Annotated in this window: 16 protein-coding genes; 8 read left to right on the top strand and 8 right to left on the bottom strand. The window is 72.8% G+C overall.

Annotated features, from left to right (window positions below):
• Nucleotides 1–71: 71 nt before the first annotated feature.
• From DVK44_RS23860 to DVK44_RS23870, 3 genes are all read left to right on the top strand, one after another.
• On the top strand, nucleotides 72–1121 hold the full coding sequence (locus tag DVK44_RS23860) for a family 2 encapsulin nanocompartment cargo protein polyprenyl transferase (protein ID WP_114665392.1): 1050 nt from the start codon (nucleotides 72–74) through the stop codon (nucleotides 1119–1121).
• A gap of 66 nt (nucleotides 1122–1187) precedes the next feature.
• On the top strand, nucleotides 1188–1787 hold the full coding sequence (locus DVK44_RS23865; protein ID WP_114661591.1) for a GNAT family N-acetyltransferase: 600 nt from the start codon (nucleotides 1188–1190) through the stop codon (nucleotides 1785–1787).
• Between the two features lie 93 nt (nucleotides 1788–1880).
• Entirely contained in the window at nucleotides 1881–2324 is a 444-nt protein-coding gene (locus tag DVK44_RS23870) for a DUF6304 family protein (RefSeq protein ID WP_114661593.1), read from the top strand.
• 154 nt (nucleotides 2325–2478) lie between these two features.
• On the opposite strand, the gene DVK44_RS23875 is transcribed toward DVK44_RS23870, so the two are convergent.
• Nucleotides 2479–3210, bottom strand: coding sequence for a hypothetical protein (locus DVK44_RS23875; protein WP_114661595.1), 732 nt, complete (start codon nucleotides 3208–3210; stop codon nucleotides 2479–2481).
• Between the two features lie 135 nt (nucleotides 3211–3345).
• Between DVK44_RS23875 and DVK44_RS23880 the strand changes: the two genes are divergently transcribed.
• Together DVK44_RS23880 and DVK44_RS23885 are read left to right on the top strand one after the other, a co-directional pair.
• Entirely contained in the window at nucleotides 3346–3753 is a 408-nt protein-coding gene (locus DVK44_RS23880; protein ID WP_114661597.1) for a RidA family protein, read from the top strand.
• Between the two features lie 107 nt (nucleotides 3754–3860).
• Complete coding sequence (locus tag DVK44_RS23885) at nucleotides 3861–4739, top strand: metallophosphoesterase family protein (protein WP_114661599.1); 879 nt, start codon at nucleotides 3861–3863, stop codon at nucleotides 4737–4739.
• A 198-nt stretch (nucleotides 4740–4937) separates the two neighbouring features.
• On the opposite strand, the gene DVK44_RS23890 is transcribed toward DVK44_RS23885, so the two are convergent.
• Nucleotides 4938–6368 (bottom strand): MFS transporter, encoded by a 1431-nt coding sequence (locus tag DVK44_RS23890; protein WP_228447344.1) that lies wholly within the window; start codon nucleotides 6366–6368, stop codon nucleotides 4938–4940.
• A gap of 74 nt (nucleotides 6369–6442) precedes the next feature.
• Nucleotides 6443–7054, bottom strand: a complete 612-nt coding sequence (locus DVK44_RS23895) for a TetR/AcrR family transcriptional regulator (protein WP_114661609.1) — start codon at nucleotides 7052–7054, stop codon at nucleotides 6443–6445.
• A 129-nt stretch (nucleotides 7055–7183) separates the two neighbouring features.
• On the opposite strand from DVK44_RS23895, the gene DVK44_RS23900 reads away from it, so the two are divergent.
• Nucleotides 7184–8485, top strand: coding sequence for a protein kinase domain-containing protein (locus DVK44_RS23900; RefSeq protein ID WP_228447345.1), 1302 nt, complete (start codon nucleotides 7184–7186; stop codon nucleotides 8483–8485).
• 86 nt (nucleotides 8486–8571) lie between these two features.
• Here the strand turns inward: DVK44_RS23900 and DVK44_RS23905 are convergent, their stop codons facing one another.
• From DVK44_RS23905 to sodN, 3 genes are all read right to left on the bottom strand, one after another.
• Nucleotides 8572–10224 (bottom strand): DUF6297 family protein, encoded by a 1653-nt coding sequence (locus tag DVK44_RS23905; protein ID WP_162794031.1) that lies wholly within the window; start codon nucleotides 10222–10224, stop codon nucleotides 8572–8574.
• On the bottom strand, nucleotides 10217–10891 hold the full coding sequence (locus DVK44_RS23910) for an ABC transporter ATP-binding protein (protein WP_114661613.1): 675 nt from the start codon (nucleotides 10889–10891) through the stop codon (nucleotides 10217–10219). Before DVK44_RS23910 ends, DVK44_RS23905 begins: the two co-directional genes overlap by 8 nt.
• A 237-nt stretch (nucleotides 10892–11128) precedes the next feature.
• Nucleotides 11129–11524: a superoxide dismutase, Ni gene (gene sodN / locus DVK44_RS23915; RefSeq protein ID WP_030352782.1), complete on the bottom strand. Its 396-nt coding sequence runs from the start codon at nucleotides 11522–11524 to the stop codon at nucleotides 11129–11131.
• A gap of 148 nt (nucleotides 11525–11672) precedes the next feature.
• Here sodN and sodX point away from each other — a divergent pair, with 148 nt between their 5' ends.
• On the top strand, nucleotides 11673–12092 hold the full coding sequence (gene sodX, locus DVK44_RS23920; RefSeq protein WP_114661615.1) for a nickel-type superoxide dismutase maturation protease: 420 nt from the start codon (nucleotides 11673–11675) through the stop codon (nucleotides 12090–12092).
• On the opposite strand, the gene DVK44_RS23925 is transcribed toward sodX, so the two are convergent.
• Nucleotides 11996–12625 (bottom strand): CGNR zinc finger domain-containing protein, encoded by a 630-nt coding sequence (locus tag DVK44_RS23925; protein WP_114661617.1) that lies wholly within the window; start codon nucleotides 12623–12625, stop codon nucleotides 11996–11998. The two genes, sodX and DVK44_RS23925, sit on opposite strands and share 97 nt — an antisense overlap.
• A 137-nt stretch (nucleotides 12626–12762) precedes the next feature.
• Between DVK44_RS23925 and DVK44_RS23930 the strand changes: the two genes are divergently transcribed.
• Nucleotides 12763–13533 (top strand): class I SAM-dependent methyltransferase, encoded by a 771-nt coding sequence (locus tag DVK44_RS23930; RefSeq protein ID WP_228447667.1) that lies wholly within the window; start codon nucleotides 12763–12765, stop codon nucleotides 13531–13533.
• Between the two features lie 71 nt (nucleotides 13534–13604).
• On the opposite strand, the gene DVK44_RS23935 is transcribed toward DVK44_RS23930, so the two are convergent.
• Nucleotides 13605–14357 (bottom strand): amino acid ABC transporter ATP-binding protein, encoded by a 753-nt coding sequence (locus DVK44_RS23935; protein ID WP_114665395.1) that lies wholly within the window; start codon nucleotides 14355–14357, stop codon nucleotides 13605–13607.
• Between the last annotated feature and the right edge of the window lies 1 nt (nucleotide 14358).

A 14358-nucleotide genomic window follows, 5' to 3' on the forward strand; every position in this document is an offset into this window, starting at 1 on the left:
AACCGGCCGGTGCGCGCACTCGCCGCCCGTGCCCCTCGTGTGTGATGTGAGGAAGTGACCGTGCCGTGACTGTGACCAAGACCAGTGCGGACGCGGGCGCCGAGAGCCAGGACGCCGTGGCCCTCCTGGCCCGCGCCCGTACCGCTGTCGAGCCCGAACTCCGCTCCGCCGTCGCGTCGTTGCCCCCGGCGATACGGCGGGTCGCGGCGTACCACTTCGGCTGGGAGCACGCCGACGGCAGCCCGGCGGACGGTGGGGCGGGCAAGGCGATCCGGCCCGCGCTCGTTCTGGCCGCCGCCCGCGCGCTCGGCGGGGACCCGGCCGCCGCCGTACGGCCCGCCGTCGCCGTCGAGCTGGCGCACAACTTCACCCTGCTGCACGACGATGTGATCGACGAGGACCCGACCCGGCGCCACCGCGCCACCGCGTGGACGGTCTTCGGCACCGCCGACGCCATCGTCGCGGGCGACGCCATGATGGCGCTCGCCCTGCGGATCCTCGCCCAGGACCCGCATCCCGCCTCGGCGGCGGCCTCGGCCCGTCTCGCGGACTGTGTCATCGAGCTGTGCGCGGGACAGCAGGCCGACTGCGCCTTCGAGGAGCGCGGCCCGCACGAGGTGACGCTCGACGAGTGCCTCACCATGGCGACGGCCAAGACGGGCGCCCTGCTCGGCACGGCGTGCGCGCTCGGCGCGCTGTACGCGGACGCGGGGGACGAACGGGCCACCGCGCTGGACGCCTTCGGCCGGGAGGCCGGGCTCGCCTTCCAGCTCATCGACGACCTGATCGGCATCTGGGGCGACCCCGACCGTACGGGCAAGCCCGCCGGCGCCGACCTCGCCGCGCACAAGAAGTCGCTGCCCGTGGTCGCGGCGCTGGTCTCGGGCACCCCGGCCGCCGAGGAGCTGGCCGAGCTGTACCGGGGACCGCTGGACGGACCCGAGACCGTACGGCGGGCGGCCGACGCGGTCGAACGGGCCGGCGGGCGCGAGTGGGCCCAGCTCCAGGCCGCCGACCGGATGTCCGCGGCCGTCCAGCAGCTGTCGCGCGCCGTACCCGATCTGGCCGCGGCGGGGGACCTGCTGGCCCTCGCGGAATTCGTCACCCGACGCACCCGCTGACAGCCGTTCGCCGCCCCAACTCTAGGATCACCGAGTCAAGTTGGCGATCCAGGGGAGGGCCGGAACATGGACGACACACGGATCAGGCAGGCGGGGCAGGCCGACCGCGAGACACTGGTGCGGCTGCTCGAAGCCGCCTTCTACGACGACCCGGTGTGCAACTGGGTGTTCCCCGACGACGAGCACCGCCGCAAGGTCAACGGGCTCTTCCTCGGTGTGTTCGCCGATGTCGCGCTCGCCGAGGGCCGGGTGGACCTGCTGGAGGACGGATCGGCCCTGGCGCTCTGGCTCCAGATCCCGGCCGGAGAGCCCGAGGAGGAGGACGAGATCCCCGCCCGGCAGCGGGAGATATCCGACCCGGACAACGAACGCGCCGAGCTGGTGGGCCGGTTGCTGGGCGCGGTACACCCGGTGGACCGGGCGCACGAGTATCTGCTGATGATCGCGGTCTCCCCGGAGCGCCAGGGCCGCGGCCTGGGCCGCGCCCTGATCGAGCCGGTCCTCGCACGCTGCGACCGTGACGGGATCCCGGCGTATCTGGAGGCGAGCAGCGAGCGGAGCAGCCGGCTCTACGAGCGGCTCGGTTTCGCCTTCGCCGAGAAGACGGTGGATCTCCCCGACGGACCGCACATGTGGCCCATGTGGCGTGAGCCGAAGGCGCGTTGAGCGGTCGCGATCACCTGACGTTACGTGACGGTCCCTCATGAAGCCCCGCCCCGCGCTGCGCTGGTTTCGCGCGTACCGCTACAGTCCGCTGCCATGACAGCGGAGTCGACGGATACATGGGCGGGCTGGTACCGGGACCGCCAGGGGGCGGAAGCGATCACCCTCACCGCGGGCGGACGGCAGGTCCGCACCCGGATCAGGGGTGTGGAGTACGCGGGGGGCGATTTCGCCGCGCTGGAGGCGGTGGGTGAGGGCGAGAGCCTGTCGTCCTGCGTCATGGAGTGGGACATCCCGCTGCCCGTCAGCGCGGACGGCGCGGTCGAACAGGCCACGCTCAGCTGCCTGCTCGCCCTGGGCGAGCGGGACGCCGAGGGGCCGGTCGGCCGCGCCGAGCTGAGCCTGACCCTGCACTGCCGGGGCGCGGCGTACGCGTCGGGGATCGCCGGGGGCGGCTTCGAGGAGGCGCTCGGCAGGATCCGGAGCCAGCTGCCGACGGACACGGAGCTGGCGGCGCAGCCGCTGGTGGGAGCGGTCTGACCGGAGCGGTCTGTCCGGAGCGGTGCCCCGGGTGACACGCGATCGTCGCATCGTCAGGATGGCCGTTCCCTCTCGGTGAGGGGGAGCGGCCATTCGCTGTTACGGGGGCGCGGGTTCCGTTCGTGGGCGCGCCTGTCCCGTTCGCGCCTGTGGATTACCGGCCGGACCACTCCTCCACCCAGCCGCCGTCCGCCGCGGGGTTGTCGTCGTACAGCACGAACTCCTCCCGTACGTCGACCGGTTGGAAGCCCGCGCGGGTGAGCGCGTCGAGCAGCGCCTCCAGCCGTACGCGCGCCTCGGGCCGGCCGAGGCCCCGTAACCGCTGGGTCACCGCGCGCTCCTGCGCGCCGCCCGGCAGCACCCGGCGGGCGTCACGGGAGAGATGCGCGGTGTGCCGCTCGACCACGGCCGTCAGCCGGCCTGCGTGGTACGGGATCGGCAGCCGCAGTGTGACGCGGTGCTCGAAGCGGCAGTACGCGGGGAGCGCGGCGGCCTCGGCGTCGTTCCGGGGCACGCCCTCGTTCCAGGGCGCCGCCGCGAGCCTGGTCCGTACGACCGTGAAGCCGGCCTCCGCCAGACTCCGTACACACCGCTCGGTGGCGTGCCGCTGCTCGTCCAGGCTGCCCGAGCCGCACAGCGTGAGCGTCGGCCGGGACGGGGTGCGCCCGCGGTCCAGGACGACATGGGTCAGCCGCAGGCCGTGCGCGGCGGCCCAGTCGGCGAGCGCGCCGGCGCGGTCTGCGCGGTCTGCGTGGTGCGCGCGCTCGGCGCGCTCGGCGCGGCCTCGGCGGTCGGTCCGTACGGTCAGATGAGTTTCGAAATCGCCCTCGATGGTGCGGCTGAGATCGGGCCGGGGCGAGGCGCCGGTCTCCGCACGGAAGTCCACCGATCGACGTTACCAAGGCGGGAGCGCTCCCGTGCGTGCCTTGCTTACCACTTGTCCCGGTGGCTTGGGGCCGGTGATGAGTAAGAGACGCCCCATAACCGTATGAGCGGGTAGACAGCTTAAGGAGCGATTGAGATGGCCCACCGCATGACCGTGCCCGGTCTGTTCCCGCCGCCGGACTACGCGCACACCGCGGTCGTCGAGACGGGCCGGCGTCTGGCCTTCCTGGCCGGGTCCGTACCGCTCGACCAGGACGGCAAACTCGTGGGCCCCGACGACTTCGTGGCCCAGACCGAACAGGTGCTGGCCAATCTGGAGAGCGCGCTGGCGGCCGTGGGCTGCGGGCCGGGCGATGTGGTGGCGACGACGGTGTCGGTCGCGACGAGCGATCCGGCGGACCTCAGCCGGGTCTGGGAGGTGGTGCGCGCGGGCGGGCTGCGCACCGGGCCGCACACGTCGACGCTGCTGGGGGTCGCCTGCCTGGGCTACACCGGGCAGTTGGTGGAGATCACGGCGGTGGCGGAGGTCCCTCCGGAGCTGTGATCGGTGGGCTGTGAGTGGTGAGCGCTGAGTTGTGAGCTGTGAACTGTGAGCTGTGAGTTGTGCGGGCCGGGTCCGGTGATCGGGAGCGTAAGGAGTGTGCGGGACACATGCCGAAACGACCGAGTGACAGCACAAGTACGGCGGGCACGACGGGTGGCGGAGGCGGCGGTGGTGGCGGCGCCGGCGGCGGTGGTGCCGGTGGCGGGGGCCGTGGTGAGCGGGGCGCCCGGGTCGCGGTGCTCTCCGATATCCACGGCGTCCTGCCGGCCCTGGAGGCGGTGCTCGCCGAGCCGGACGTCGCCGCGGCGGACCGGATCCTGGTCACCGGCGACATCGCGGCCGGCCCCCAGCCCGTCGAGGTGCTCGACCGGCTGGCGCGGCTGGGGGAGCGGGCCGTCCTGCTCGGCGGCAACGCCGACCGGGAACTCGTCGAGCTGCGCCGGGGCGGTGTCGCGTCGGTCCCCGGCGGGATAGGCGCCTGGGCGGCCGGCCAACTGCGCGAGGACCAGGTGGCCCTGCTGGCCGGGCTGCCGCCCACCCGCTATCTGCGGGTCGCGGGCCTGGGCCAGGTCCTCTTCTGCCACGCGACCCCGCGGGACGACGAGGAGATCGTCGTGGTCGACTCCCGGCTGGCCCGCTGGTCCGAGGTCTTCGCGGGGCTGGGCGAGGACATCCGTACGGTCGTCTGCGGCCACACGCACATGCCGTTCGTACGGCTCGCCCACGGCCGCCAGGTCGTCAACCCGGGCAGCGTGGGCATGCCGTACGGCCGTCCCGGCGCCCACTGGGCGCTGCTCGGCCCCGGGGTCGAACTGCGGGTCACCCGCTTCGACATCGACGCCGCGATCACCGGACTGACGGAGTCCTGCGGTTACGGGGACATCGCGGAGTGGGCGGACTACTTCCTGCGCGCCCGGGCGAGCGACGCGGACGCGTTGGAGGCGTTCGCGCCGAAGGACGGGCGGCGTACGGCGGCGGTCGGCTGAGCGGGCGTTGTCAGTGCCGTCTGAGAGAGTGAGTGTCCGGCCGGGGGACCGGCGGGGGACGGGGAGCCGGACGCCTGGGCGGCGGCGGGCGAGGAGAGGGAGCGGGCGGTCGTACTGGCCGCGCCGGCCGGACCGGTGGCGGAGTTTCTGCTGCACATATCCGGCGAGCGGGCGTGGTCCGGTGGAGAGACACCCCGTTCACGGAGGACTGACGCGGGAGCGCGGCGCCTTGGTCGGGCGCGTCTCGGCCGGGGCTGTCCCGGTCGGGTCTGCCCCGGCGGGCTCTGGCGCCGGCGAGCTGCGCGCGTAGGCGGCCGTGGGCAGGCGCGTCGCGAGCAGCGCGCCCACGACGGCGACCGCCGCGAGCACGGTCAGCGCCGGCCCCAGCGAGGTGCGGACGGCACCGTCCGCGCCGGTCAGCATGGTCGCGGCGGCGATGCCCAGGACGGGGCCGACGTTCATCGCGGTCTGCTGGAGCCCGCCCGCGACCCCGGCGGCATCGGCGGGCGCGTCGCGGACGACGACGGTGGTGGCGGTGACCATCACCGTGCTGAATCCGGCGCCCAGGACGAGAAAGCAGCCGCCGATCACGGGCGCCGTCGACGCGGTGTCGAGCCGTGACAGCAGAAAGGTGCCGGCCGCGACGAGCGCCATCCCGGGCACGGCCGTACGGCGCGGACCGTACCGGCGCAGGGCCATGGCGGCGAGCGGCGCCCCGGCGACCATCATCACGGCGAGCGGCAGCGCCCGCAGACCGCTCTGGAGCGGGTCCAGAGCCAGCACGTCCTGGAGGAAGTACGTGGCGAGGAACAGCGCCCCGAAGAGCGCGGCGGTCGCGCTCACCAGCACGCCCAGCGCCGAGGTGACGGTGGCCGAGCGGAACACGGCGGGCGGGATCAACGGGTCGGCGGCGGCCCGCTCGTGCCGGACGAACACGGCGGTGGCGATGGCCGCGACGGCGAGCCCCAGTGCCACCACCGCGGTCGGCCCGCCCTCCGGCAGTGCGACGAGCGTGTGTACGAGAGCGACGAGGGCCAGCGCGAGCAGCCCCGCGCCGGGCAGATCGAGCCGTACGGTACGGTCCGCGCCGCGCGGGGGCGCCGGGGCCGGGATCCGTACGACGAGCGCCAGCACCCCGATGACCAGGGCCGGTCCGACGCCCAGGAAGAACACGGCCCGCCAGCCCAGCCGGTCGGTCAGCGCCCCGCCCACCAACGGACCCGCGGCGGCGGCGAGCCCGATCGCGCTCGTTCTGAGCGCGATCGGCAGGGCGAGCCGGTCGCTCGGATACGCGGCGCGCAGCATTCCGAGCGTGGCCGGTTGCAGCAGCGCGCCGAACACCCCCTGCACCACCCGCAGGGCGATCACCCAGCCGACGCCGGACGCGAGTCCGATGCCGGCCGAGGCGGTGGCGAAGCCCAGGATCCCGAGGGCGAAGACGCGCCGGTGGCCGTACCGGTCACCGAGCCGTCCCGAGAAGACGAGCAGGCTCGCCACGGCGATCAGATATCCCGTGCTGGTCCACTGTGCCTGGGCGAACGACGCGCCGAGTTCCCGCCGCATGGCCGGCTGCGCCACCGTCAGCACGGTCCCGTCCAGCGCGACGAGGGCGGCCCCGGTGACGCTCATGGCGAGCGTGAGCCGCCGGTGGCCTTCGGCGCGCGTCCATGCAGCTCCGGTCGGAGCGGCTCCGGCGGCGCGCATCAGTGTTCCGGTCCCAGGTGCGCGTCCAGCGCGGCCCGCAGCAGCGGTTCGACGTCGTCGGCGCCCGTCGCCAGCCCGAGGCTGCCCCATGCCCAGAGCTGGGCGATCCCGTGCAGATTCGCCCACAGAACGCCCGCCACCACGGCGGGGTCCGCCCCGTCCCGTACCCCCGCTCGCCCGACCAGGTCGGCCAGGACGGCGAAGAGCGGAAGGCTGGTCTCGCGCAGCCCGAGCCGGCCGCTGCTCTCCAGCAGGTCGTGCCGGAACATCAGCTCGTACATCCCGGGCCGCTCCCGGGCGAAGTCCAGATACACCCGCCCCAGCACCCCCAACCGCCCCCGCGCCGAGCCCGGTACGGCGGCCAGGGCCTCGCGCACCCGCTCGCCCAGGTCGAGGAAGCCCTGCTGGGCGATGGCGGACAGCAGCTCCAGATGGGTCGGGAAGTGCCGCCGCGGCGCGCCGTGCGACACCCCCGCGTGCCGGGCGATGGCCCGCAAGGACAGCGCCTGCACCCCCTGCCCCGCCACCAGTTCGACGCCCGCCCGCACCAGACGGACCCTCAGGTCGCCGTCCTGCGCGCTGTCCCGCTCACTCTCACTCGTAGAACGCATAGACAGTGTCTACCAGAGGGCGTAGACACTGTCTACGGGCGCCCGTGATCCACCGCGGGCGGCAAGATCGGGTCCGTATACTCGCTGGCCTGTCCGGCCGCGGGGACCGGACGACGGGAGGGGCGCGACATGCCGGGTGCAACCGGGCCGATCCGGTCGGGGCTGGCGCTGGCCGCCGGCCGCTACCTGCTGGAGGAACAGATCGGGCAGGGCGGCATGGCGGCCGTGTTCAAGGCGCACGACACCGCGCTGAACCGCACGGTCGCCGTCAAGACCATGCTGGCCGCCCTCGCCCACGACGAGGGGCTGCGCGCCCGGTTCCGGCGCGAGGCCCAGTCGGCGGCCCGGCTCAGCCATCCCTCCGTGGTCGCGGTGCACGACACCGGCGAGGAGCGTTTCGAGGACGGGGTGCGGATCCCGTACCTGGTCATGGAGTTCGTACGCGGCGGCACACTGGGCGAGCTGCTCGCCCGCGACGCGGCGCCCGGCCGGGGGCTGCCGCCGGACCGGGCCCTCGCCCTGTCGGCGGAGGTGCTCGCCGCGCTGACGGCCAGTCACGCCGCCGGCGTCGTACACCGCGACATCAAGCCCTCCAACGTCGTGGTGACGGCCGACGGGCGGGTCAAGGTGATGGACTTCGGGATCGCCCGGATCCTGGACGTAGCGGAACAGGGCTCCCCGCGCACGGCCCTGACCGCCGTCGGCGACCTCCTCGGCACTCCGTACTACATGGCACCGGAACAGTTCGACGGCCGCGGCAGGGTCGTCGACGGCCGAGCCGATCTGTACGCGGTGGGGGTCATGCTGTTCCAGCTGATCAGCGGCCGACTGCCGTTCGAGGGCGACTCCGGCTTCTCCCTCGGATATCTCCATGTCACCGTCACGGCGCCGACGCTGGCGTCGGTGGGCTGCCGGGTGCCGGACCCGATCGAGGAACTGGTCGCCCGCGCGCTGGAGAAGCGGCCCGAGGACCGGTTCCGGGACGCCCACGAGATGCGCGCGTACATCGAGCACGTACGCGAAAGCGCCAACGCCCCCGCACCCGCGCCCGATCCGTACGTTCCCCCCACCCCACCACCCCCCACCACCAGCCCAATCCCACCCCAGGCCCCCACCCCCATACCCGCCCCGGCCGCCCCGGTGGATCCGGCGCGGGAGCGGGCGGACAACCGGCTACGAGCACGCCGCCTGCGCCACGCCTACGGCCTGCTGATCCCCGCCTTCCTGCTCCAGGCCGCGACAAGGAGCTTCGCCGTCCTGCCACTGGCCTTCGCGGTCTGGGGCCTCTGGGCGGCAGCCGTCGGCGGCACATCCCGACTCGGCCAGCAACGCGGCGCGACGCTCGGCTTCTTCCAGGCGACGGCCTTCATCCCGCTCCTGGGCCACCTGTTGCTCATCCTGGTGTCCCTCACCCGCTTGAGCGGCTCATAAGGACAGGCTGCCGGGCGCCCCGTGTTCGTACGTGCCGCCTCCCTTGTACTCCGCCATCGCCAGACCGGCGCCGGATGGGACTGAGTTCACTGCTGGCGTACTGTCCTTCGCGCCGTCACGCCCACCCACCAGGTCATCGCCGCGCCCACGGCGAGCGGCCACAGCAGTCCTGGCGCGTCCGGCGCTGTTCCGCGTGCCGGTCCGTCCACGGCTGCCAGGCACACCAGAGCCACCAGTGGTCCGCGTACCTGCCACAGCAGGGCGCCGAGCGGGCCGGTGTCGCCCATCGGTGTGAGGGAGCCGATCATCAGATGTGCCGGTACGGGGCCCCGGTAGGCGCTGACCAATGCGGCACCGACGAGTGCGGGCACCAGCACGGGAAGCAGCAGGAGACTGTCCGCCCACCATCCGGCCGCCCGGGCCACCGCCCCGCCGAGCGTGAACAGTGCCATGAGCGATGCCGCGGGAACCAGCCCGTGGCGCCGGGCCAACTGGGCGGCGGACCATGGCATGTGCGCGGCACGCCGGATGTCATCGGTCTCGATCCGCGCGGGCTCCACCAGTTGGGCCGCGGCCAGATACGCGGCCGGCAGTGCCATGAGCGTGACCGGGGTTGGCGCGCTGTCGAGGCACAGCAGTGCCACCGTCGCCGCCGCCCAGACGACGGTCCACACCAGCCTTCCCGGAGCCCGCAGCAGCGCGGTCGCGTCCCGCCACGGAACGACGAGCCACGACCGGCCCGGGAACGGAAGCCGGACCGTACGCCGAGCCGCGCGGCGGCGGGTGGTCCGGACCGCCGCGCGAGCCTGGCGCAGGTCGAGCGAGTACAAGGACGCCTGCACACGCATCGCGGTACCGGCCTGCGTCCGCAGCACCTGCGCCGGCATATGCGCCACGGCGTCGACCGCGTACCTGCCCACCACGATCAGCGACAGAGCGGTCAGCACAACCCCGGCCCCGGCGACGAACACTCCCGAGTCACCCGCCGCACTCCTCAGCGGTAGCGCGGCCCAGCCCCACGGCCCCGACCAGGGCACCACGATGTCCGCGAACCACGGGCCGTACGCCAGCGAGACACCTGCCGCGGCCCACAGCACCGCGACGCCCGCTCGTGCCGCCGCGAGGATCCGGGACCGGTGAGCGTGGGCAGTGCCGCTGTGGCGCTGGACCAGTGCGGCCAGGGCCGTACCCGCGAATCCGGCCGCCCCACCGCCCACTGCCCCGGCACCGGTCATGCCCCACCAGCTGCCGGCGCCCAGCGCGGAGAACAGGAAGCCGGCGACCGCGCCCACCCCCACGGCGATCGACGAGGCCGTCACGGCTGACGCGATGAACCGGGGCAGCAGCAGCGCCCGCCGCAGGACTGGCTGGGGGATCAGCCACGTCACCGCGGCCTGCTCCAGCAGCGCGGGCCCTCGCCAGCCGCCTCGCGCGGCCAGGAGCAGTACGACGCCCGCGAACACGGCGGGGACCAGTGTCGGCAGCGCCGACAGGACACGCTCGGCCACGGCCCCTTCGAGCCGCCCGTCGGTTCCGGCCCGCGCCACTGCCAGCAGCAGGGGAACACCCCAGATGGCGAAGAGCAGCACCGTGCAGTACAGCGTGTACGCGAGGCTCCGGCGACGTTCATCACGCTTGGCCGCCCGCACGACGCGCAGCCGGGCCAACACCTCGGCGGTATTGCGCGCGACAGCGTCGCCGGGTACGTCCGCCGCCAAGCGCGCGTGAGGCTCATCCACCGTTCGCACGTTCAACCCGCTCCGGGACCAGCAGTCCCTCGCCGGAGACGGTGTACGCCGTGTCAGCCGCCGCGGCGGCCAATGTCCGGTCATGCGTGGCGAGCAGAACCGCGGTGCCCTCCGCCTTCGCGGCCCGCAGGCGTTCAGCGAGCCGCCGTCGGCCGTCCGCGTCGATGCGCTGCTCCGGCTCGTCCAGGATCAGTAGTGCGCAAGGGCGGATGAACGCCTGCGCCAACGCCATCAGTTGGGTCTGCCCGGAAGAGAGCTGATGAGGAAACGCCTCCGCGCGCCCGTCAAGCCGATGCTCGGCGAGGACTTCGTCGACCGTCTCGGCGGCGGCCGCGCCCAGGCCGTGGGCGAGGGCGACGAGCATGAGGTGCTCGCGGACACTGAGATCCGGGTAGGCCACCCCGCTGTCCAGGACGACGGCGACCTTGCCGCGCAGGGTGACGTCGTCCTCGGAGGCGGTGCTGCCCAAGACGCTGACCGTTCCCTCCTTCGGCGTCTCCCGCCCAGCGGCGAGCCGCAGCAGAGTGGACTTGCCCGAGCCGTTCTCACCGAGCAGGGTGACGCACTCGCCCGCCGCGACGGACAGGTCCACCCTGTTGAGGATGACCCTGTCGTCGTACCCGTGACGGACGCCCGTCATCTGCAACACGACGCTCATCGCGCCGCGTCCGCCGTACCGGAAAGCGCGTCCGGGTACATCAGGTCGCAGATCTCTGCCAGTAAGTCGTCGTACGCATTGCTGACGGCATTGGTCATGAGTGGTCATTCCCCCCGTTGGAGAAAGAAGACCGCACCCGGGCCGTCATGGACGCCGTGATCGGCGGCCCGCGGACCGGGTGCGGACAGGTAGGCGATGCGACCCGCGTAAGGGCAGGTCAAACGGCCTAGCCATGGGTCAGGCCTTCTTCGTCTCCCAGAAGATCTTGTCGATCTGGGCGATGTAGTCCAGAGCCTTCTGGCCCGTGGCCGGGTCCTTCGAGCCCTTGGCCGTGGAGAGGGCCTTCAGGGTGTCGTTGACCAGCTGGTGCAGCTCCGGGTACTTCTCGAAGTGCGGCGGCTTGAAGTAGTCGCTCCAGAGCACCGAGACATGGTGCTTGGCCAGTTCGGCGCGCTGCTCCTTGATGACCGTCGCGCGCGCCTGGAAGTGCGCGTCGTCGTTGCCCTGCATCTTCTCCTGGACGGCCTTGACCGACTCGGCCTCGATGCGGGCCTGGGCCGGGTCGTACACGCCGCAGGGGAGGTCGCAGTGGGCGCTGACCTTCACCTTGGGGGCAAACAGGCGGGAAAGCATGGAGCTGTCCTTCCTCGTGATCGTCTTCTCAGGTGGGACATTACTCCGTGAGAAGAGGTATTTCGCAGGTGCCCCTGGGGCTTAGGACGAAAGTCCCGGGCGGGGACGGGACCCGGGTCGCACCGTACGGTGGGAGCGGAGGTGGCCGATGACGACGGAGGACGGGCGGGAGCCGGGAGGGCGCTGGGGGATCGCCGAGGTGAGCGGTCCCTCCATGTATCCCACGCTCAAACACGGGGACCAGCTGCTCGTGCGCTACAGCGCCCCGGTACGTCCGGGGGATGTCGCTGTGCTGCGCCATCCCTTGCAGCAGGATCTGCTCATCGTCAAGCGGCTGATCGAGCGACGCGGCGACGGCTGGTGGGTGCTCGGTGACAATCCGGGCGCCGAGGGGGACAGCCGGGTGTTCGGGGCCGTTCCGGAGGAGTTGCTGCTCGCCCGGGTCAGGGCGCGCTACCGGCCGCTGGGCGATCAGCGCTCGGCGCGTGCGGTGGCCTCCTGGCTGGTGTCGGCGGTGCGTCCGGTGGCGGCGGTGCGTTCGGTCTCCAGGCGTTTGCGGGCGCGGTAGGCGGCGACGTTGGCGCGGGTCGCGCAGCGGTCCGAGCAGTAGCGGCGCGACCGGTTGGTGGAGGTGTCCAGATACGCGTTGCGGCACGGCGCCGCCTGGCACAGGCCGAGCCGGTCCACCCCGTACTCCGTCAGATGGAACGCCAGCCCCATCGCCGCCGTCGCCGCGTACCCCGCGGTCGCGTTGGACGGGTGCTCCGCGAGGTGCATGTGCCAGCGCGGCCGGCCCTCGGCGTCGAGGAACTCGTGCCCGGAGATCTGCGGGCTGACGGGGAACTCCAGCAGCAGTGAGTTCAGCATGTCCACCGCCCGTACGGCTTCCCCCGCGTCCGCGGCGGTGAAGACCGCGCGCAGCCGCGTCCGTACGGACCGGAAGCGGGTGACATCCGCGTCGGTGGCGCGCCGGGCCGCCACGGAGTCGGGGCCGAAGAGCGCGCGGACGGTCTCGACCGAGGTCAGGGTGTCCGTGCCGCGGGCCGGTTCCTCGGTGTTGACCAGCCGGACGGCATAGTCCGAGTAAGAGGCCAGTTCCACTTGTAGTCCTTACGGGAGCGGGCTAGGGTCGGTTGCGCGGCAGTAATGGGTCGTGCCGCTTCCAGGGTATTACGTGGGAGGTTCTCGTGACGGATGCGCGTACGGAAACGGACACGCGGACGGGTGTGGGTGCGGGTGTGGGTTCGGGGGGCGGTGCTGGGTTCGGTGACGACTGGGGTGCCTGGCAGGAGAGCTGGGATCGCCAGCAGGAGTGGTACCTCCCCGACCGCGAGGAACGGTTCCGCGTCATGCTCGACATGGTCGAGGCCCTGGTCGGCCCCGAACCGCGCGTGCTCGATCTCGCCTGCGGTACGGGAAGTATCACGGCCCGGCTGCTCCACCGGTTCCCCCGCGCCGTCAGCACCGGCGTCGACCTCGATCCCGCGCTCCTCGCCATCGCCCGCGGCTCCTTCGCCGGCGACGACCGCGTCACCTTCGTCACCGCCGACCTGACCGACCCGCGCTGGCCGGAGCTGCTCCCGTACGGCCACTACGACGCCGTGCTCACCGCCACCGCCCTGCACTGGCTGCCGGAGAAGCCGCTGATCGCGCTGTACGGCGGGCTCGGCCCGCTCGTGCGGGACGGGGGCGTGTTCCTCAACGCCGACCACATGCGCGACGCCGGCACTCCGCGGATCAACGCGGCGGAGCGCGCCCACCGCCTCGCCGCCATGGAGCGGGCGAAGGCCGCCGGCGCGGTCGACTGGGAGTCGTGGTGGCAGCTGGTCGCCGCGGACCCGGTGCTCGCCGGGCCGGCCGCCGAGCGGTTCCGGATCTACGGCGAGCACGTCGAGGGCGACACGTTCCCGGTGGAGTGGCACGCGCGCCAGCTGCGCGCGGCGGGCTTCGCGGAGGCTCGGGCCGTCTGGTCGTCGCCGTCCGATTCGCTCGTTCTCGCGCTCAAGTAGGTCGGGCTCACGCACCACATGCGCGGGTAGGGGGCGGTGCGTCTCCGCGTACCGCCCCCTGGCCCGTCCTGTTACAGCACCTTCGACAGGAATGACTTCGTACGGTCGTGCTGCGGGTTCGTCAGGACCTCGCGCGGATGCCCCGACTCCACGACCACCCCGTCGTCCATGAAGACCAGCGCGTCGCCGACCTCCCTGGCGAACCCCATCTCATGGGTGACGACGATCATCGTCATGCCGTCCTCGGCGAGCCCGCGCATCACGTCCAGCACATCGCCCACCAGCTCCGGGTCGAGCGCCGATGTCGGCTCGTCGAAGAGCATCAGCTTCGGCTCCATCGCCAGCGCGCGGGCGATCGCCACCCGCTGCTGCTGGCCGCCGGAGAGCTGCGAGGGGTAGTTCCCCGCCTTGTCGGCCAGCCCCACCCGGTCCAGCAGCTTCTCGGCGCGGGCCCGGGCCACGGCCCGTGCCTCGCCGCGTACCTGTACGGGCGCCTCCATGACGTTCTCGATCGCCGTCATGTGCGGGAAGAGGTTGAAGCGCTGGAAGACCATGCCGATGTCCCGGCGCTTCCTGGCGACCTCGCTGTCCTTCAGCTCGTACAGCTTGTCGCCCCGCTGGCGGTAGCCGACCAGCTCGCCGTCGACCGAGAGCCGGCCGGCGTTGACCTTCTCCAGGTGGTTGATGCACCGCAGGAAGGTCGACTTGCCCGAGCCGGACGGGCCGACCAGGCAGAAGACCTCGCGCGGCGCCACCTCCAGATCGATGCCCTTGAGGATGTGGGCGGCGCCGAAGGACTTGTGGACGCCCTCGGCCTTCACCATC

The organism is Streptomyces paludis (assembly GCF_003344965.1).
Taxonomy (GTDB): Bacteria; Actinomycetota; Actinomycetes; order Streptomycetales; family Streptomycetaceae; genus Streptomyces; species Streptomyces paludis.